The sequence below is a fragment of the Nocardia sp. NPDC051321 genome (assembly GCF_044455225.1).
Classification (GTDB): domain Bacteria; phylum Actinomycetota; class Actinomycetes; order Mycobacteriales; family Mycobacteriaceae; genus Nocardia.
In genome coordinates this window covers 21,259-40,010 of record NZ_JBITEM010000027.1, presented here as the reverse complement: position 1 = coordinate 40,010, position 18,752 = coordinate 21,259, and the positions used below count along the sequence as shown (strand labels likewise).

Annotated in this window: 14 protein-coding genes and 1 pseudogene; 5 read left to right on the top strand and 10 right to left on the bottom strand. The window is 68.3% G+C overall.

Annotation, left to right across the window (positions count from 1 at the left end; genetic code table 11):
* The first annotated feature begins 93 nt into the window (after positions 1-93).
* A complete protein-coding gene (locus ACIA8C_RS41645) occupies positions 94-861 on the top strand; it encodes an SDR family NAD(P)-dependent oxidoreductase (RefSeq protein WP_397144787.1) in 768 nt (255 codons plus the stop codon).
* A 10-nt stretch (positions 862-871) separates the two neighbouring features.
* Here the strand turns inward: ACIA8C_RS41645 and ACIA8C_RS41640 are convergent, their stop codons facing one another.
* Entirely contained in the window at positions 872-1,513 is a 642-nt protein-coding gene (locus ACIA8C_RS41640) for a class I SAM-dependent methyltransferase (protein ID WP_397144785.1), read from the bottom strand.
* Positions 1,514-1,656: 143 nt separating this feature from the next.
* Here ACIA8C_RS41640 and ACIA8C_RS41635 point away from each other — a divergent pair, with 143 nt between their 5' ends.
* The gene (locus tag ACIA8C_RS41635; protein ID WP_397144853.1) at positions 1,657-3,072 is read left to right on the top strand and encodes a hypothetical protein; all 1,416 of its coding nucleotides are present in this window, start codon (positions 1,657-1,659) and stop codon (positions 3,070-3,072) included.
* Between the two features lie 1,333 nt (positions 3,073-4,405).
* Here ACIA8C_RS41635 and ACIA8C_RS41630 read toward each other — a convergent pair.
* Positions 4,406-5,410 (bottom strand): stage II sporulation protein M, encoded by a 1,005-nt coding sequence (locus ACIA8C_RS41630; protein ID WP_397144783.1) that lies wholly within the window; start codon positions 5,408-5,410, stop codon positions 4,406-4,408.
* Positions 5,411-5,453: 43 nt separating this feature from the next.
* Here ACIA8C_RS41630 and ACIA8C_RS41625 point away from each other — a divergent pair, with 43 nt between their 5' ends.
* Positions 5,454-6,254, top strand: a complete 801-nt coding sequence (locus tag ACIA8C_RS41625; protein ID WP_397144781.1) for an RDD family protein — start codon at positions 5,454-5,456, stop codon at positions 6,252-6,254.
* Here the strand turns inward: ACIA8C_RS41625 and add are convergent, their stop codons facing one another.
* The 6 genes from add to ACIA8C_RS41595 form a co-directional block, all read right to left on the bottom strand.
* Positions 6,255-7,271, bottom strand: a complete 1,017-nt coding sequence (add, locus tag ACIA8C_RS41620; RefSeq protein ID WP_397144779.1) for an adenosine deaminase — start codon at positions 7,269-7,271, stop codon at positions 6,255-6,257.
* 34 nt (positions 7,272-7,305) lie between these two features.
* On the bottom strand, positions 7,306-8,601 hold the full coding sequence (locus ACIA8C_RS41615; protein ID WP_397144777.1) for a DUF58 domain-containing protein: 1,296 nt from the start codon (positions 8,599-8,601) through the stop codon (positions 7,306-7,308).
* A 3-nt stretch (positions 8,602-8,604) separates the two neighbouring features.
* Positions 8,605-9,594: an AAA family ATPase gene (locus ACIA8C_RS41610; protein WP_397144775.1), complete on the bottom strand. Its 990-nt coding sequence runs from the start codon at positions 9,592-9,594 to the stop codon at positions 8,605-8,607.
* 73 nt (positions 9,595-9,667) lie between these two features.
* Positions 9,668-10,705, bottom strand: coding sequence for a DUF4129 domain-containing protein (locus ACIA8C_RS41605; RefSeq protein WP_397144773.1), 1,038 nt, complete (start codon positions 10,703-10,705; stop codon positions 9,668-9,670).
* Positions 10,702-11,571 (bottom strand): hypothetical protein, encoded by an 870-nt coding sequence (locus ACIA8C_RS41600; RefSeq protein ID WP_397144771.1) that lies wholly within the window; start codon positions 11,569-11,571, stop codon positions 10,702-10,704. The genes ACIA8C_RS41605 and ACIA8C_RS41600 overlap by 4 nt, the downstream gene beginning before the upstream one ends.
* Before the next feature lie 98 nt (positions 11,572-11,669).
* On the bottom strand, positions 11,670-12,245 hold the full coding sequence (locus ACIA8C_RS41595; RefSeq protein ID WP_397144769.1) for a TetR/AcrR family transcriptional regulator: 576 nt from the start codon (positions 12,243-12,245) through the stop codon (positions 11,670-11,672).
* 84 nt (positions 12,246-12,329) lie between these two features.
* On the opposite strand from ACIA8C_RS41595, the pseudogene ACIA8C_RS41590 reads away from it, so the two are divergent.
* Positions 12,330-13,884 (top strand): annotated as a pseudogene (locus tag ACIA8C_RS41590) (MFS transporter).
* A gap of 83 nt (positions 13,885-13,967) precedes the next feature.
* Here ACIA8C_RS41590 and ACIA8C_RS41585 read toward each other — a convergent pair.
* A complete protein-coding gene (locus ACIA8C_RS41585) occupies positions 13,968-15,515 on the bottom strand; it encodes an adenylate/guanylate cyclase domain-containing protein (protein WP_397144767.1) in 1,548 nt (515 codons plus the stop codon).
* Positions 15,516-15,626: 111 nt separating this feature from the next.
* The gene (locus ACIA8C_RS41580) at positions 15,627-17,327 is read right to left on the bottom strand and encodes a DUF4407 domain-containing protein (protein ID WP_397144765.1); all 1,701 of its coding nucleotides are present in this window, start codon (positions 17,325-17,327) and stop codon (positions 15,627-15,629) included.
* 315 nt (positions 17,328-17,642) lie between these two features.
* Here ACIA8C_RS41580 and ACIA8C_RS41575 point away from each other — a divergent pair, with 315 nt between their 5' ends.
* Positions 17,643-18,230, top strand: a complete 588-nt coding sequence (locus ACIA8C_RS41575) for a chorismate mutase (RefSeq protein WP_397144763.1) — start codon at positions 17,643-17,645, stop codon at positions 18,228-18,230.
* Positions 18,231-18,752: the final 522 nt, after the last annotated feature.

The following is an 18,752-nucleotide window of genomic DNA, read 5'->3' as shown; positions in this document are numbered from 1 at the left end:
TGCTCACACTAGAACGTGTTTCAATTCGGCGTTCTGGAATTGAGGTGGCGGAAGTGGCTTGACTCACAATGAGAACCTGTTCTAATTCTTGGCATGCGCAGATATGACGGCCGCCGCGTGGTGGTGACGGGAGCAGGCTCCGGCATCGGACAGGGCATCGCCCTGCGGCTGCTGGACGAGGGGGCCCAGCTGGTCGCCGCCGATATCGATGAGCCGGGGCTGGCGGCGACGGCGGAGAAGGCGGGCGATGCCGCCGGGCGATTGCGGACGGTCGCGGTGAATGTGGCCGATCCGGACTCGGTGCGCTCGGCGACCGCGACGGCGCTGGACTTCCTCGGCGGGCTCGACGTGCTGGTGAACGGCGCGGGCATCCTGCGCCCGGCCCGCACCCACGAGATGCCGCTGGACGCGTGGAACCAGGTGATCGCGGTGAACCTGACCGGCACCTTCCTGATGACGCAGTCCGCGCTGCCCGCGCTGGTGGAATCCGGGCACGGCGTCGTCGTCAACATCTCCTCGACCGCGGCGTTCAGCGCCGCGCCCTACCTCGCGGCCTATGCGGCGTCGAAGGGCGGCGTGAACGCCTTCACGCACGCGATCGCGCTGGAGTACGCCAAGCAGGGGTTGCGCGCGGTGAACGTCGTGCCCGCGGGCATCACCAGCGGCATCACCACGAAGTCGATCCGGGATCAGCCGGAAGGCTTCGATCCGAAGCTGTTCGCCCGGATGACCGGTTGGCTCAACGGCGGTGCGCTCGGTAGTCCGGAGGACATCGCCGGGGTGGTCGCGATGGTGGCTTCGGATGATGGCCGGTACATGACCGGCACGGAGATCAGGATCGACGGCGGCGCGTTGATGTAGTCGCGCGGGCTCACGAACGCTTCGTGGCGATCAGCAGATGATGCGGGATCGGCGGATTCGGCAGTTGCTGGTGGTCCACGGTGCAACCCGACTTCTCCAGCGCGGCAATGACGTCGGCGACCGGGCGGAGCGTGAAGCCATAGGGCGTGAACGGCATCTTCGCCATGGTGTCCGGGTCGCCGATGCCGATCACCACCCGGCCGCCGGGGCGGACGACGCGGGCCAGTTCCGCGCAGACCGCGTCCAGATCCGGCACGAAATAGATGGTGTTGACCGTGATCGCGGCGTCCAGGCTGTCATCGGCGAGCGGCAATGCGGTGAGCGAGCCCTCGGCGAGACGCAGCCGGCCCGAGGCGAGGTCGCGCGGATAGGCCGAACGGGCGCGCGCGAGCATGTCGGGGGAGAGCTCGACGCCGTGCACGACGCCGTTCGTCCCGACGCGCGCGAGCAGCAGGGAAAGCCCTGCGCCGCCGCCGAATCCGAGGTCGGCGGCGGTTTCGCCCTCGGTGATCGCGGCGGCCGTCACCGCGGCCGCGATGGCGCGCTTGTTGCCGCGGTTGAGCATGAACGCAACGCCCTTGCCGAGCACACCGTGTGGATTGCCGAGCTGACCGGCCAGGGTGGACATCAAGCGGGCGCGCACACCGTTCATGGCGCCATCGTAGGCACACAGCCGCCGGTGCCGCTGACGACCGATGTCCGGCCGCAATTTGGATCATCGACGTTTCGAATACTGTTCCGAAGGCGTTCGTTTCGGTTCGATCGGATGCTGTGTTGTCGACCCGAAAGACCGTGATGCGCGCACCACTGATCCTGCTCGCCGCCTGTTCGATCGCGCTGTTGAACGCGGGCCCCGCCGCGGCGACCGGTCAGTGGGGTCCGCTGGCGCCGCCCAATCCTTATCTCGGGCCGCTCGGCACCTCGACGATGCACGGGGACGCGGGCTCGTCGGATGCCACTCCGCTGGCCGGGCCAGGCGTTGGCGCGGCGTCGGTCTCGGCCTATCCGCTCGCTGCGGCATGCCCGACGTTGCTCGAGGGTTCGGACAGGCTGGTGGTGGCGTTGTGCACGGCGATCGCCGGCCAGGCTCCGACGGTGCAGCTGATCGATCCGGCGGCACCCGGACCGCTCGGGCACTCGCTGGCCGCGCTCCAGCTGACCAAGGGCAGTCTGCTCGGCGGCGTCTACGCGTATCTGGACAACAACGACCGGCTCGTGGTCGTGGATGGTGACAATCGCTTGCTCCGGGTCGGTCATGCCCGCGACGCGGCGGGTAAGTGGCAGTTGGCGAGCGCGCCGGTGGCCGACCTGTCGGCGGTGATTCCGTTGGGGGACAACGTGACCGGGTTGGTGCCGGATTGGTCGGGCAACATCTGGTTCGCCACCGGGAAAGGCGTTGTCGGGCTGGTCGCACCGTCCGGCGCGGCGGTCACAGTGACGTTGCCCGCCGATGAGCACGTGGCCAACAGTATTTCGGCGGCGCCGAGCGGACGGATCGCGGTGGCGACCACCCACGCGCTGTACGAGCTGCGTGCCGACGCGTCGGGCCGGCCCGAGGTGCTCTGGCGCGCGCCGTACGCGCGCGGCTCGGCCCGCAAGCCGGGCCAGTTGAGCTGGGGTACCGGCTCTACGCCCACTTACTTCGGGCCGAACACGGGGGCCGAATACCTGACCATCGTCGACAATGCCGACGGGCAGGTCAACGCGCTGGTATTCCGTTCGGCAACCGGACAATTGGTGTGCACGCAACCGGTACTGACGAAGGGCGGTGCGGGCAGCGAGAATTCACCGGTCGGCATCGGGCGCTCGTTGTTCGTCGCCAGTACCTATGGCTACCCGTATCCGGCGGTGCCCGAAGGCGCGGGGCCGGCCGTCCCGCCGACCGCGCCGTTCACCGGCGGCATGACCCGGGTTGACGTGGACGACAACGGTTGTCACACGGTGTGGGAGAACTCGGTGCGCAGCGCGGCCGTCCCGCATTTGTCCACAGCCGATGGCGCTTTGTACGCAGTGACCCGTCTCGGGCCGGACGTCACCACACCGCTGGACGGTTACGCGTTCACCGTGCTCGACCCGGAGACCGGAGCGGTGATCGCCAGTCGTCCGTTGCCGGGCGCCATTGTCGACGATCCGTTGCAGACGTCGCCGTTGATCACCCATGGCCGACAGGTGTTGCAGGGCACGGTCACCGGGATTCTTCGGGTCGGCTGAGCGCGCTGGGCAGGTGTGGATATCGCTGTCGCTCAGCCGACTTCACGGTTTATGCACATGCCGAATGTTGATGCTTCCACCTGTGGATAAATCTGTGAGCTGCTCGAGGAGCATCCAGCGAGACCCGCACGTGCGGTAGCCCCTTCTGGGCGTGATATTGCGCCGCAGGAGGTTTGGCGGAGCCGGATCGCGGCTGTGGATGGAGCTGTGTGTTGTTTCGGGATGGCCGAACGCCGTTCACCTTCGCGTTCCTTGCCTGACCTCGAGCGTTGCGGCGCAATCGACTCCGAAGCGCCTGGGTGGTGGCTGTGCATGAAGGTCGCCAAGGGTGCGGAAAGCTGTGCGCGAAAGGTGTTGAGACAGGGTCGCCTGTGTGGATGACGCGGCGGTGCCCAGGTGTGGACATCGATCGGATCGACCCATGGTGTTCCGGACGACGGCGGCACGTGCCGAACTTGTCCACAGCGGTGGACGGTGCACGATTCCCAGCCTGTGCACGGAGTGCGCAGGGCGCGTGATCGCGGGTTACGGCTGCTGAACCCTGTGCATAGCCGGGCGGCGCGTAGCGGTCGCGCTGCGCCTCGACTGGAGCGGGCAGCCAACTGGGCGTGGGCCTTTCGGCGTGTTGTACCGGTGTGTCCCGTTTGGGGAATGCTTGCCGCAGTGTCGATTTCGCCCCATTCGCCATGGTTCAGGGGACTAGTGAGGCGAAGATCACACTGCACCTGGAAGTTGCGGCCGTGGTGCTGAACCGGCCCGGCTGAAGCGGACGTGCCGCCACCTTTCCGTATCTGGTTATTCCCGATCTTGACCAGATGTATGCATGTCCACAGGCGGTCCAACCAGGTATGTGTCGTGTTAATGAGACCTTAAACAAACCTGTAGTCGCTTTCTGTTCACCCGGTGTCCAGCTATCTCGATTCTTCGAGAGAAACATGCAGGTCGTCGGCCATGTGCAGGTGTCATTGAGGGATCTATGTCGAGACCCCAGCTAATCGTGCGAACGATGTCTGTGTCGCCACGAAGCAGATATGGAAGGACCTGCGGATTCGCGCGATCATGAACTCGCCGACCGTTTCAAACGGTCCAAAACCGACAGCTGCAAGTTAGCTGGAACTGTGAAAAACCATGGGCTCACCAAGGTTTGCTGGCGTGCTGCTTTATACGCTTGACACGAGCGACAAGGGTTGCATGGGGATAACGATTGTGTAGAGTCAACGGTAACGCTGGCCGCAGCTGAGCATGACTCGCTGCGGCCAGCGGAACTCAATTGGGGGACATCGAAACCGAACCGCGACGCGGCGTTGCTGTCGAGTGTCCGAACCCGCTTCGCTCAGTGTGTGCTCGAGGTTGTCTGTCGGCCCTCGCCCGCCACATCAAGTGCCGCATCGGCCTTCGCGAGCACCACCCTTCGACCCACCCCGAACACGTAGACCAGGAACAACGCCTCGGCGAGGAATCCGATCGCGATGCGCACCGGCGCGGGCAGGGCGCTCGGCGTCACGAAACCCTCGATACAGCCACACACCAGCAGCACGCCGACCAGCCCGAGCGCCACCGTCGCGGTCGCCCTGCCCTGCCGCGCCACCGCCGCCAACCGGCTCAGCCGACCCGGATCTATCAGTGTCCAGCCAAGTTTGAGGCCCGCCCCGCCCGCAACGAAGATCGCGGTCAGCTCGAGCGTGCCGTGCGGCAGGATGAACCCGAAGAACGAATCCAGCCGCCCTGCCTCGGCCATCAGCCCGGCGGAGACGCCGAGGTTGAGCGCGTTCATGAACAGCAGGTACACCGCTGGCAGGATCAGCACCCCGGTGAACAGCGCGATCGCGGTCACCCAGGCATTGTTCGTCCACACGTGCGCGGCGAACGCACCCTGCGGATGCTCGGAGTAATAGGACTCGAAGGCACCGCCGCGCCCCGTCAGCTCGCCGGTGTCGGACGGAATGCCGAGAACCGCACGCGCCGAATCGAATCGGGCCACCCAGACGGCCAACCCGGCGGATATCAACAGGAACGCCGCCGCCACGCTGACCCACCACGGCCAAGTCCGATACAGGGCGGCCGGGAAGCGGTGCGTGAAGAACCGGCCGATCTCCTGCCAGGTATCGCCGCTGCCGCCGATCGCCCGCCCGCGCGCCCTGGCCAGCAGCGCGCTCAACCCGGCGATCAGCTCCGGATCGGGGCTGTGCGATTGCAACCGGGCCAGCTGTTGGGACGTGCGCCGGTACAGCGTGACGAGCTCGTCCGCCTCGGCACCGGTGAGCCTGCTCCGCTTGGTCAGATAGTCGAGCCGTTCCCAAGCCCTCCGGTGTGCATAGCTGTACGCGTCAACATCCACTGGCTTGCCTCCCACTACCGCCGGTCGCAAGAATGCTATCGACATGGCTGAATTCACCACCGGGGAAGCGGTCGCGCTAGAGCTGCCGATCGCCCGCCTGCCCACCAGGGCCACCGCGTTCTTCGTCGACGTGGTGGTGCAGCTGCTGCTGGCCGTCATGCTGTTCGTGCTCACCGTCAGCGTGCTGCTGCCCAGCGGGGCGGACACGGCGTGGCTGGATGTTGCCGTGCTGGTCACCGTCGTTGGTGTGCTGGTCGGCTACCCGGTGGTCTGCGAGACGGCGTCGCGCGGGCGGACGTTGGGCAAGTTGGTGCTCGGGCTGCGGGTGGTGCGCGCGGACGGTGGCCCGATCGATTTCCGGCACGCGCTCACCCGCGGGCTGGCCGGTGCGATCGTCGACTTCTGGATGCTCGGCGCGTTCGGGGCGGTCGCGGTGGTGACGTCGCTGTGTTCGCCGAACGCGCGGCGGGTCGGTGACGTGCTCGCGGGCACCGTTGTCGTGCACGCCCAGCGGCCGCTGCCCGCACCGCTGCTCGCGGTGGCACCGCCGTGGCTCGCGGGCTGGGCGGGTCCGCTGCCGCTGGCCATGCTGCCGGACGATCTGGCGCTCGCGGTGCGGCAGTACCTGAGCCGGTTCCGCACCCTCACGCCCGTCGTGCAACACGAGCTCGGCACCGCGCTGGTCAGTGCGGTGTGTCAGCGGCTGCAGGTGCCGGTGCCGACCGGATATCCGCCGTTGCAGATTTTGGGTGCGGTGATCGCCGAGCGGCAACGCCGGGTGCTGCCGCCGCCGATGTTCCCGGTCTTCCGGCCGGGGCCGGTACCGCTTCGGGTCGGTCCGTAGTTATCGGTTGGCCGCGACGTAGTCGTCGATCTCGCGCAGGAACTGGTCCAGCCGCGCCGGGGTGATCCAGGAGCCGCGGAACGAGTTCTTGGCCAGCGCCACAAGCTGATCGATGTCGAGGCCCGCGTGCTCGGCGAGCGCGACATAGTTGTCCGCCGCGTACGCGCCGAAGTACGCGGGATCGTCGCTGTTGATCGTCACGGTGAGGCCGCGGTTCAGCAGGCCAACGATCTCGTCGGACTTCATCCGGGTGGTGACGAACGAATTCGAGACCGGACAGCAGGTCAGCGCGATCCCCTTGCCCTTGGCCAGTTCGACGAGCCGGTCGTCCTCGACGATGTTGGTGCCGTGGTCGAGCCGGTCGACGGCGATGTCCTCCAGGGCCTGCCGGATGTGCTCGATCGAGTCTTGCTGATCGATATCGCAGTGCATCGTCAGCAAGAAGCCCTCGCGCCGGGCCCGCGCGAAGACCGCCGCGAACTTGCTCGGCGGATTGCCGCGCTCATCCGAGTCGAGCCCGACGCCGATGATCCAGTCCCGGTACCGCAGCGCCTCCAGCAAGGTCGCCATCGCGAACTCCGCGGCATAGTCGCGCAGGAAGCAGAGGATCAGCTCGGCCGAGATGCCGAACTCGCGTCGCGCCCGCACGATCGCCGACCGGTACCCGTCGATCACGGTGGCGAACGGGACCCCGCGCCCGGTGTGCGCCTGCGGGTCGAAGAACATCTCGACGTGCCGAATCCCCTGGGCATGCGCCCTGGTGAGGTAGTCGAACGCCAGATCATGAAAGTCCGCCGGTTCCAGGAGCACCCGCATGGCGGGGTAGTAGACCTGCAGAAACGAGGTCAGATCGTGGAACTGATAGGTCTGCTTGACCTCGTCCACCGTCTGCTCGGCCAGCTCGATCCCATTGCGCTGCGCCAACCGGAACTTCAACTCCGGCTCCAGCGTCCCCTCCAGATGCAGGTGCAGCTCGGCCTTGGGCAGTCCGCGGACGAACGCGGCGAGATCAGACATGGCTCCCATCATGCGCCGCGGGCCGCCGGGCGGGCTACATCGTGCCGGACTTCTTGAGCTCCAGGTATTCGTCCGCGAGAGCCTCGGCGAGGTGGTCGGGGGAGGCGGCGACCACCGCGATGCCCCTGCGGCGCAAGGACTCCTGCACCAGGGCGCGTTCGGCGAGGATGGATTCGGCGGCGGCCGCGGGGTAGAGGTCGGCGCGGGTGGCGCGACGCGTCGCCGCGGCGGCGACGTCCGGGTCGGTGACCGAGACGATGAGGACGCGGTGGCGTTGGGCGAGGGTGGGCAGCACCGGGAGCAGGTTTTCCTCGACGGCGGCGCCGTCGAGGCTGGTGAACCAGACGACCAGGCTGCGGCGGCGGGTGCGCTGGATGGCGGCGCGCACCAACCCAGCGCTGTCGGTGTCGACGAGGGCCGGGGTGATGCCCGCCATCGCGTGCATCAGCTTGAGCTGCAAGCCTTTTCCGCTGATACCGCGGACCTCGGCGCGCGGCTCCCGGTCGTAGGCGAGCAGATCGACCGAGTCGCCCGCGGCGGCGGCCAGCCCACCGAGCAGCAGTGCGGCCTCGATACTGGCGTCCAGTCGGGTGCCATCGCCGACCCGGCCCGCGCTGATCCGGCCGGTGTCGAGCAGCATCAGCATGTGCCGGTGCCGTTCCGGGCGCCAGGTGCGCACCAGCACGTCGGTGGCGCGGGCGGTGGCGCGCCAGTCGATGCCGCGCACGTCGTCGCCGGCGACATACTCCCGGAACGAGTCGAATTCGTCGCCCTGCCCGCGCAGGTTGGCCACATTGCGACCCTCGAGTTGTTGCAGCCGTTTGACTTTCGAGCGCAGCAGGCGCTCGCTACGGAACGGCGGCAGCGCGCGGACCCGGGCCGGGACATTTCGGCGAGTCTGCCTGCCCGCCAGGCCGAGTGGGCCGATCAGTCGCACGGTGACCTGGCCCGCCACCCGATCGCCGCGATACGTCGGGGCGAGCGTGGTGCGGAAGCGGACCAGCGTGGCCGGTGCGAGATCCAGTGGGTGCGTACGATTTTCGGTGCGTGCGCTGTCTGGCCAGTCGTCCCATACCGTGCCGCGCAGCGGGCGGGTGCCGTTGTTCACCGCGACGAGTTCCACCTCGGTGGCCCGGCCGAGCCGGACCACGGTGAGCGGCTCCCTGGACAGGGCGAGATCGCGGGCCCGGCCGACCGAGCCGAGGTCGAAAAGCACTGCAGCGGCAAGCAAGCCGGTCGCGACCAGCACGCCGATCAACGACGGAACGACGAAGGTGACGAGCAGCGCGAGCAGGCCTGCCGCGGCGGCCAGCCGACCGGTGACGACCACGGACTACACCGGAACCGGGACCGAAAGCAGCAGCGACGACATGACACTCTCGGTGGTCACGCCGTCCAGCTCCGCCTCCGGCCGCAGCTGCAGCCGATGCCGAAGCACCGCGACGGCAAGGGATTTGACGTCGTCGGGAGTCACGAATCCGCGCCCGTTCAGCCACGCGAACGCGCGCGAGGCCGCCATCAGCGCGGTGGCGCCACGGGTGGACGCGCCGTGCTGCACGGCGGGGGACATGCGGGTGGCCCGGCACACGTCGACCACGTAGGCCAGCACCTCTGGGCTGATCGTCACCTTGGCGATCGCCGCCCGGCCGGCGAGGATATGCGCGGGTCCGGCCACCGGGCGCAGTCCGGCGGCGGCCAGATCGCGTGGATCGAAACCGGCGGCATGGCGCTGCAGAATGCGGAATTCGTCGTCGCGGCCGGGCAATTGGATGTCGACCTTGAACAGGAACCGGTCCAGCTGCGCCTCGGGCAGCGGATAGGTGCCCTCCTGCTCGATCGGGTTCTGGGTGGCGATCACGACGAACGGGTCGGGCAGCGGGCGCGGCTGGCCGTCGACCGAAACCTGGCGCTCCTCCATGGATTCCAGCAGCGCCGATTGGGTTTTCGGTGGCGTGCGGTTGATTTCGTCGGCAAGCAGCAGGTTGGTGAAGACCGGGCCGTGCCGGAAGGTGAACTCGGCCGAGTGCGGATCGTAGATCTGCGAGCCGGTGACATCGCCCGGCATCAGGTCCGGGGTGAACTGCACCCTGGCGTGGTCCAGCTCCAGTGCCGTCGCCAAGGCCCGCACCAGCAGCGTCTTCGCCACGCCAGGTACACCTTCGAGCAGCACGTGTCCACGGCACAGCAGCGCGAGCACCAGGAACATGATCGCGTTGTCGTTGCCGACCACCGCCTTGCCGATCTCGGCGCGCAACGCCGCGAACGCCGCCCCAGCCTCCTCGGCGGTGGGGGTGTGGTTGGTGTCCGTAGTGGGGATGGTCATCCGACCTCCAGTGTCATGCGGGGGTTCCCGCGCCCCGTCGATGGGATGAGTGCTGCGGCATGGTGTCGGCGGTTCATCCGACTTCCGCTTCGATCCACTCGAGTTGGGTGGCAACGAGTTCCAGGGTGTCCGCGTCGGGCACCTCGCCGAACAGGGCGAGCCAGAGCTGATGCGGATCTTCGCCGATGCGGGCGGCCAAAGCGGCGACGAGCCGGTCCGGCGGGGTGTCCGCGGTCATTCCGAGCGTCGGGCGGATGCGGCGCAGGGTCGCCGCGCGCAGCTTGGTCGCGACGTGCTCGTGGTCCTTCGACCGCCGATACAGCGCGGCCTGCCCGGCGAGCAGTTCGTTCGCCGCGACCTCGACCGGCCGCGGCTCGCGCACCAGCGCGCCACGGCGGCGCGCCCGCCACCACACCACCAGGGCGGCGGCGATCAGGAATTGCAGCCCGCCGAAGAAGACCGGCGCGGGCAGCCGATCCCAGATCGCGTCGTCGCCGGTGCCGAAGCCGGATCCGCCGGAGTCGTGTGGCGGCCTGGTGCGCGGAATGTCCGGAGGTTGCTGCGGCGCGTTCGGCGCGCCGCACGACTGCAGCGCGGCGTAGAGCAGCAGCAGTAGTGCGGCCACACCGGCGAGTGCCGCCCAGAATTTGGGGTTGCGCAACAGCTCCGGCAGTGGCGGCAGCGTCCGGCGGGTGCGCGGCGCCTTGTCGGTGGCGGTGATCTCCGTGGGTTCCAGCACGGGCGGCGGCGCCGCCGCGGAGAAGCGGTCGGCGTATTCGAGCCTGCGGTACTCGTCCTCGGTCGCGCGTCGCCCGCCGTAGACAACCTCGTCGAAACTGTGTGCGGCCGGGTCGAATTCGGCGACGACGTCGAGCGGCAGCGCGGTCGTCACATCGTCGGCGGTCTCCCGTGCGGTGCGGGACCTGCGCACCTCGAGCACGCCACGCTGTTCGAGTCCACGCAGCACGGCGCGGAAGCGTTCGCGCAGCGCGCGGTCGAAATCGCGCTGCTGTGCGGCGTTTTCGGCGGCCGCGCGGTGCTCGGCCGCGGCGCCGAGCCGCGGTGGGCCCGGCGGCTCGATGTCCTGCGACACTTCGTCGTGCTCGCTCATCGCACCTGGCCCGGTATGTGAATGTCCAAACCCTCACGGCGGCAACGGCGGTCGAGGTAGGACACCACCCTGGTGGCCGCCTCGACGACCTCGCCGAACGCGATGATCAGCAGCACACCGCTGGTGAGCAGCACGATCACCGGCCAGCGATGGGTGCCGGAGAAGTCCGATAAATACCACGGAATCCCCAGCAGCGGCACGGACAACAGCGCGAGCAGGCAACGCTGCGCGAACCACAGGCCGACCGTCTGCCACTCCGCACCGGCGACCAGGATTTTCGCGCGAGCGACGGCCGCGCGATGCGGTACCCCTTCGACGAACATGACCGGGACCGCCACGAAACGCTTGGCGCGCAACCACCCCAGCCAGGCCACCCCGAACGGAAAGGTGATGATCAGCAGGCTGGACAGCGCGAGCACGCCGACCGCGACGAGGGTATAGAGCACCTGGAACACCAGCAACGGCCCGGACGCCGCAGCGACCCTTCGCAGCGCTGTGCGCCAGCCGATCGGCGCACCGGACACATCGGCCAGCCCGATCGCGACGGTCGCGCCGCGCAGCATGAACCGCAGCAGCCACGCGCAGGCCATCGTCGACAGGATCGCCGCCCACGCGATGGCATTGTCGGCATCACCGGTCAGCCGCGCGATGCCAGCGGTGGTCGCGACCACCACGAGCTCGGCGGCGACCATGGACAGCGCGGTCAACCAGGCCAGCGCGGGCAGATTCGCCTGGATCAGCGCGAACGGCACGTCCAGCAGTTCGCGGAAGGTCATCGGACGGATCGGCACCGTCGTTCCAGGGGAACCTGGTACCGGATCGTCTCCCGCCCCGACGGCACCGGCCGGGTCGGCGGCTGGTAGCACGGGCCGAGTCTAACGGGCTGTCCCAGAATTGCGGCCCTCGCAGGTCGTTCGTCGTTCACGCATGGACCTGAACCTCGTGCCGAATGTCTTGACAGGCCCTACGCGGTCGAGTTCGTCGCTGGTTCGACGCTCTTGTCCAGCAGCCGTTCCACGACCTTCCGGTACCGGGCCGGTTCGATCTGCGGCAGGCCGAGCAGGGCACGCAGGTATACGCCATCGCCGACCAGCCGGACGATGTCGGCCTGGACCGGGTCGTCGATCTCCAGGTCCAGGCCGTCCGACCAGGAGTTCATCATCTCCATCAGTGCCTGCTGCACCTCGTCGGCCTCCGCGTCGGCCGCGGCGTCGATGGTGCGCATGGTCGCCAGCATGGAGCGGTAGATCTCGAGTTCCACCGCGTCGGCGGCGTTGTCCGGGTTCGGGGTCTGCAGGTACCAGCTGGCGACCGATTGGCCGCGGTCGGTGTAGTCCGTCAGCTGCTGGCCCGCGCGTTCGGTGAGCCGCCGGACCAGCCCGGCGAGCAGCGCGTCCTTGCTCTTGAAGTGATAGAGCAGCCCGCCCTTGGAGACGCCGGCCTTGGTCGCGACGCTCTCCAGGGTCACGTGCGACATGCCTTTTTCCAGCAGCAGGGATTCGAGTGCGTCCAGGATCCGGTCGCGGGTGTTAGCCGTCACCTGGCGAACTATACCGGCTGGACGGTAAGGTCTGGTACTGTACCGTCCGGACGGTAAGAAATACGACGGAAGTCGAGAAAGACAATGACCACCCAGACCGCGAAGAACCCCCGGCTGACCGGGCCGACCGCCGACGCCCCACCCCGCGCCACCGCGCGCGACTGGGCGGCCCTTGCCGTGCTCGCCCTCGCCCTGCTGCTGCTCGCGGTGGACGCCACGGTGCTCGACTTGGCCGTGCCCGCGATCAGCGCCGATCTGGCGCCGACCACACCACAGCTGCTGTGGATCATCGACGTGTACTCGTTCGTGCTGGCCGGCCTGCTGGTGATGATGGGCAACCTCGGCGACCGGATCGGCCGCCGCAAGCTGCTGCTGATCGGCGCGGCCGGTTTCGGTGTCGCGTCGGTGATCGCGGCCTGGGCCGTCTCCCCGGAGATGCTGATCGGCGCGCGGGTGCTGCAGGGTGTCGCCGGTGCCACCCTCATGCCCGCGACCCTCGGCCTGATCCGTTCGATGTTCCTCGATCCGCGCCAGCGCACCGTCGCCATCGCGGTGTGGAGCGCGATGGCGGGCGGCGGCGCGGCGGCCGGACCGCTGCTCGGCGGCTGGCTGCTCGAGCACTACTGGTGGGGCTCGGTGTTCCTGGTGAACCTGCCGGTCATGCTGGTGCTGATCGCCTTGGGCCCGTTCCTCGTTCCGGAATCACGGGACCCGAACCCCGGCCGATTCGATCTGCCGAGTGCGGGCTTGTCGATGCTGGCGCTGGTGCCGATCGTGTACGCGATCAAGGAGTCGGCGGCACACGGGCTCAGCCCGCGGTTGGCCGTGATCGGTGCGGTCGGCGTCATCGCGGGTGTGGTGTTCGTGCGCAGGCAGCGCACCCTGGACAACCCGATGCTGGACCTGAAGTTGTTCGCGCTGCCCAGGTTCCGCACCGCGGTGATCACCAACCTGCTCGCGGTGTTCGCGCTGGCCGGTGTGCTGTTCTTCGGCTCGCAGTACCTGCAACTGGTGCTCGGCCACTCGCCGATGGAAGCAGGTGTGCTACTGCTGCCCGGCTTGGCGGCCAGCGTGGTCGCGTCGCTCGCCGCGGCGTGGCTGGTGCAGCGGGCTCGGCCCGGCGCGGTGCTCGGTGGCTCGCTGACCGTTGCCGCGTTCGGTTCCGCGCTGTTCCTCTGGCTCGGCCCGAACCCTGGCGGGCAGCACAACGCCGTTCATCCTCGGCTTCCTGTTCATCGGCGCCGGTGTCGGTGTCGCCCTGACGGTTTCGTCGGACCTGGTGGTCAGCTCGGCTCCGGTCGAGCGGGCGGGCGCGGCCGCGGCCGTCTCGGAGACCGCCTACGAAACCGGCATCGCCCTTGGCGTCGCCATCCTCGGCAGCGTGGTCATGGCGATCTTCCGCAACGGCCTCGACCTGACCAACGTGCCAACCGACAAAGTGGGCGTCGCCTCGGAATCCCTCGGCGCGGCCACCGTTTTCGCGCGACAACTACCAGAGTCCGTCTCTGGCACCTTCCTCACCTCGGTGCACGAGTCGTTCGTCTCAGGCATCCACTTCGCCGCGATAGGCACAGCCTCGATCCTGCTGATCGCGGCAGTAGTAGCGTTCCGACTCCGCACCCCCAACCCCTCGCGGTGAGTCAAGTGGTCGCTTAACGATCTTCACCAGCGACCATTTGGCTCACGTCAACACCCCCCGGACCTGCTACCAGGTGATACCGGTCAGTGTTGGGGGCGGGCTAGTTGGGTGGGGGTGAGGCGGCCGCGGAGGGTTACGGATTCGGCGAGTTGCCAGTGTTTGGCCTCGGTGGGGTCGGCGGCGGCGACGGTGTTGGCTGAGGCGAGCAGGAGGTTGTCCTGTTTGGCGAGTTCGCAGAGGCGGGCGGCCTCGTTGACCGCGTCGCCGATGACGGTGAACTCGTAGCGCTGCCTGGCGCCGACATTGCCCGCGACCACGCGGCCCGCGGCGACGCCGATCGCGGCGATGAAGTCGTTGGCGGTGTCGTCGAGCCGCCGTCGAATCGCACGCGCGCAGGCCAGTGCCGCCCCTGGCGCGTCGGAAAGGACCGCGGGCGTGCCGAATACGGCCAGCGCCGCGTCGCCCTCGAACTTGTTGAGCAGGCCGCCGTGCTCCTCCACCTCGTCGACCACGATGTCGAAGAAGCGGTTGAGGATGGCGACCATCTCGGCGGCGGGCACCGTCGCGGCCATCGTCGTCGATCCGACGATGTCGACGAACAGCGCCGCCGCCTCGGTCTCCACGCCGCCGAGCGAGGGATTGCCCGCCAGCGCGGCGTCGGCGACATCGCGCCCGACGTGCCTGCCGAACAGATCTCTGATCTGTTCGCGCTCGCGCAACCCTTCCACCATGTGGTTGAAACCGCTTTGCAGCTCGCCGAGCTCGGTGCCGTCGTACACGGTGATCGCCACCTGCAGGTCGCCGTCCTCGACCTGGCGCAGTGCGCGCCGCACACCGCGGATCGGCGCGATGATCGCCGACACGCTCTGCATCATCAACAACAGACCGAATACCAGCGCCGCGCCGCCGAGGGACAACACGCAGACCGCGAGCCGGGCCGTGCTGACCGACGAGTCGACCAGCGCCCACCCGGCCACGATCATCGAAAGGGCCACCGGCACGCCGGCACCCAACATCCAAGCCACCATCGAACGGGAGAAGACGCCCATGCCACGCCGCCGCCGCGACGGCGCCGCGTCCAAGACCCGCGCGGTCACCACCCGCAGCGCGAACTCGGCGATCAGGTAGCCGTTGGCGCACACCACGATCGCGCTGAAGGCGATGCCGATCAGGATCTTCGGAATGAGTGCGGGCTCGACCAGGGCATAGAGCGGCGTCAGTACGGCGGCGGCACCCGACCACAGCAGTGCCTGCTGCAGCACCAGATTTCGCGGCACCCTGGCGGCGGCGATCTGTTCCGCCTCGGTGGGCACCTGGTCCGGATCGATCGCCCAGCGCAAGGTGCGTAGTCCGCGCACGGTGCCCCACCACATCCCGACCAGCAACGCCAGCGCCGCGTATCCCGGCGTCGCGATGACATCGAGCAGCAACAGTTCCCGGGTGAACACCGTCGGCCCCGGCAACACGAAGCCGATCAACGCGAAAGTGACGGCCATCCCGGCCAGGTTCGCCGCCACCAACGGCACGGTCAGCAGCAGCTGCACCCGGATCCGCCGCATCCCGGATGACTCGTCCACCGGTCCGAGCAGCCGCGAACCGAACGCGGCTGTCGAAACGTCACTGTGGGCCATGGGAGGAAAGCCTAGGCCGGACCACCCGCGAAGAGCCGGACCAGCGGCCCAAGATCGTCCGAGTGCCTCGACTATCGGTGCTACCGGTGCGGCAGGGCGGGGGAGTGGCAATCAGCGACCGCGAGGCAGTTCGCGCTGGCCACGACCGGGAAGTTCGGACTGCCCTCGGCCGCCGAGCTCGTCCTGCCGCGAACCGGACAGGCCATACGGCTGAGCCGCCGAGCCCTCCGGCAGCGCCGAGTAGCGCGGGTCCGGTCCGTAGTCCGCGTCGACCACGGTGGCGGCGACGCGCTGGGCGTGCAGCGCCTCCGGCGACCCCGGTGCGAGCTGGTAACCCGCCGGCGCGTGCGAATCCTGAGTATCGATGGTGACCTTGCGGGTGCGCTTCAGCGTGAAGGTGATCTCCTCGACCTCCTCGAACGCCTGTCGCGCGGTGCGCAGCGGGTGCGTGGCGTTGTCGATCGCGTTGGCCACGAACGAGGGGACCAGCGGGCGGATCAACCTGGCCGCGGTGTCGGTAAACGGCACCGTGCCGATCAGCGGAAGTTCCAGGCCGCCACCGGTCTTGGGCGCAGGCGCGCTCGGTGCGAGTGCCCGCGCGGCGGGGGCGGGCAGGTTCGGTGTCACGAATCCTTCGGCAGACACGGAGCTGTCCTTTCGATCGTCAGCCGTTGCGGCTGGTAGTTCGGGGCGGCGCGGCGGTTCGGTGATGCCGATCCGTAAGCCGCCGATGGCCGCGACTATCCGGGTGCGCTGCCGCTCCCGGTCGATGGCGGTGTCCGCCTCCGTGGCGAGGCGCACGGCGGTGAGTTGTTGTTCCGCGAGCAGTGCTTCGGCCGCGACCCGCGCCTCGGCCCGCTGGACCGCGATGGCGGCGTCGGCCTTGTGCTCGGCCTGATTCTGCACATCCAGGAAGGCGGCACGCCGGTCGAACGAGGTCTGCCCACGCCACCACCGCAGTACCAGCGGCAGCAGCGCGAGCGCGATCAACGCGATGATCGTCAGGATGCGCAGCGGCATGGCGCCCGGGTGCTGCGTGGTGTAGTCGTTCATCGCCTGCCAGCGCGCGCCGAGGCCGCGGTCGGCGCTGGTGAAGGCCGCCGATTCGGCTGTGGTCACGGCCTTTTCGTCGTCGGCGATGCGGTTGTCCAGTGCCTCAGCCCGGCCCTGCGCCGTGGCCAGCTGCTTGCGGGCGTCGTCGAGCATGTCGTTGGCGGTCTGCGCCTCCGGTCCGCGCCCGGGCACCCTGGTGATCGGGAGCTGCGGGCAGTCCGGAATCGGGTTGAGTTCGCAGCGGGCGATCACCAGCGAACGGTCGACATCGTTCTGCGCCTTGGCGATCGACTGACCCAGTGCGGTCCGATCGGCCCGCGCCTTGTTTAGTTCCGTGCGCGCGATGGCGACCTGAGGTGCGGAAGCGACCGAGCGCCGGGCGCTTTCGTCGAGAGTCCGGTCGACGCTGCCACCGAAGACGACGATGGCGGCCAGTTCGGCGATCAGCCCACCGGCCAGCACGGCGACGGCGAGACGGGCGAGCAGGCCGAGCCGGTCGGGTCCGCCCGCGGGGCGCGCGGTCGCCAGCGCTCGCGCGATCGCGCCGGCGAGCACCGTCACGAGCAGCGCAACCAGGACTGTCGTCAACCACGCCCAGGTGCCGGTCGCGGCTAGCGCGAGCGCGGTGATCAGGCCGGACACGATCGCGAACAGCAGCACCGCCGCGCCGGTCATGGCGTATCCGGTGCGTTCGTGGCGGTAGGCGACTTCGCCGTCTTGGCCCCCGCCGAGCCAGGTGAACAAGCCGGTGAGGGTCATGGGAACTCACATCCTCTTGGTCCCAGTGGATTCGATTCGCGGGTACCGCTACTGCTTGCAGGTCGCTCGAACGGACCCGCTGAAACCGACATGGTTTCGTTGTCACAGCGTGACAGGGCGCCCCCCGACACACCGAGTGGCAGCGGACGTATGTGGCCAGCTTCACAAAGCCGGCGATGTGGTGCTGGTAGGGAGGGCGTCGAGGCAAGCGCGTCGGGTTTTTCCAGAGCCGGGACGCCCGGGAGCGCGAGCGCGAGTTCGCCTACTCTGACTCGATGATCCGTTTCCGTGCGAACCATCTGGGGAGGTCAGGTCATGCGGCGCATTTCGCTGATGATCATCGCGGCGGCACTGATCGTGTCGCCCGCTAGCGCAACGGCGGATCCCGGCGGTGACCGCGACCAGTCGCTGGACCGCTTGGTCGCGCTGGTGCTGGAACGGCTCGACACCGGCGACGCGGTGGCCGCCGCGAAGTGGGTGAGCGCCGCCCGCACCGGCACCGAACCCACCATCGACGATCCGGCCAGGGAGGCCGTGGTGTACGACTCGATGGCAACGCTCGGTGCGGGCCTCGACCTGCCAGAAGGCTGGGTGCGGCAGGTGTTCGCCGGTCAGATCGAGTCCAACAAGGTCGTGCAGCGCGGCCTGATCACCCGCTGGCGTTTCGATCCGGCCGCCGCGCCCGGCTCGGCACCCGATCTGACGTCGGTACGCCCGGTGATCGACCGGGTGAACGTCGAGATCGTCGACCAACTCGCCGCCCGGCGCGCCGAACTGACCGCGCCGGACTGTGCGGAAAGATTGGCCGTCAGCGTCTTCGGCGTATTCGGCGCCGGTAATACCGACGTGCTGCATCAAGCCGCGCTGGTGCGTGCCGCGGCCGCACTGTGTGCTCCTCGCTGAACGCTGCGTGCCGTTCGCAGAACAGTTCTAAGGACCCCCTTAACCTCTTTTTAAGGGTGAACTTCAGGTGCTGCATCGGCCCTGTCGGCGAATGTTCGGTGAAAGGCGTTCCGGTCCGCAATAAGTCACGTCCATTACCGCCTGACGGCGTATAGGTTTCGGTTATCAAAATGTGTCGAATACCACTCGGCCATGTTTGCTGCATGTGTGCTGAATGCCACAGGAGGCAAAAGAATCCGGACGGTCGGATCCCGGCGCAGGCTCGTCAGAACCCTGTCGGAAATATCTCATCCAGCCCGCTTCCGAGTTAGCCGCCGCCGAAGGGTTTGCCGGATGGTGAGCGAGGGAAATCATCTTCGATGCAGGTGAGAGCGGTTTCCTGACCTTTTTGCGAGGTTTGGGGCCGCTCTCGCGCGCCGGCGCCGCGCGGCTGGCCTCGACTGCCGCGGGATCGATCATGGGGTACTTGCTGCTTTACACTGGACGACGCGCACACGTGGAGGACCGAATGAAGAAGCCCAG

Bases quoted from the DNA above. Each gene is read 5' to 3' on its own strand.
- add (WP_397144779.1), bottom strand. From the start codon at position 7,271: ATGTCTGATCTCGCCGCGTTCGTCCGCGGACTGCCCAAGGCCGAGCTG.
- ACIA8C_RS41610 (WP_397144775.1), bottom strand. From the start codon at position 9,594: ATGACCATCCCCACTACGGACACCAACCACACCCCCACCGCCGAGGAG.
- ACIA8C_RS41625 (WP_397144781.1), top strand. From the start codon at position 5,454: ATGGCTGAATTCACCACCGGGGAAGCGGTCGCGCTAGAGCTGCCGATC.
- ACIA8C_RS41575 (WP_397144763.1), top strand. From the start codon at position 17,643: ATGCGGCGCATTTCGCTGATGATCATCGCGGCGGCACTGATCGTGTCG.
- ACIA8C_RS41585 (WP_397144767.1), bottom strand. From the start codon at position 15,515: ATGGCCCACAGTGACGTTTCGACAGCCGCGTTCGGTTCGCGGCTGCTC.
- ACIA8C_RS41645 (WP_397144787.1), top strand. From the start codon at position 94: ATGCGCAGATATGACGGCCGCCGCGTGGTGGTGACGGGAGCAGGCTCC.
- ACIA8C_RS41640 (WP_397144785.1), bottom strand. From the start codon at position 1,513: ATGAACGGTGTGCGCGCCCGCTTGATGTCCACCCTGGCCGGTCAGCTC.
- ACIA8C_RS41635 (WP_397144853.1), top strand. From the start codon at position 1,657: ATGCGCGCACCACTGATCCTGCTCGCCGCCTGTTCGATCGCGCTGTTG.
- ACIA8C_RS41605 (WP_397144773.1), bottom strand. From the start codon at position 10,705: ATGAGCGAGCACGACGAAGTGTCGCAGGACATCGAGCCGCCGGGCCCA.
- ACIA8C_RS41580 (WP_397144765.1), bottom strand. From the start codon at position 17,327: ATGACCCTCACCGGCTTGTTCACCTGGCTCGGCGGGGGCCAAGACGGC.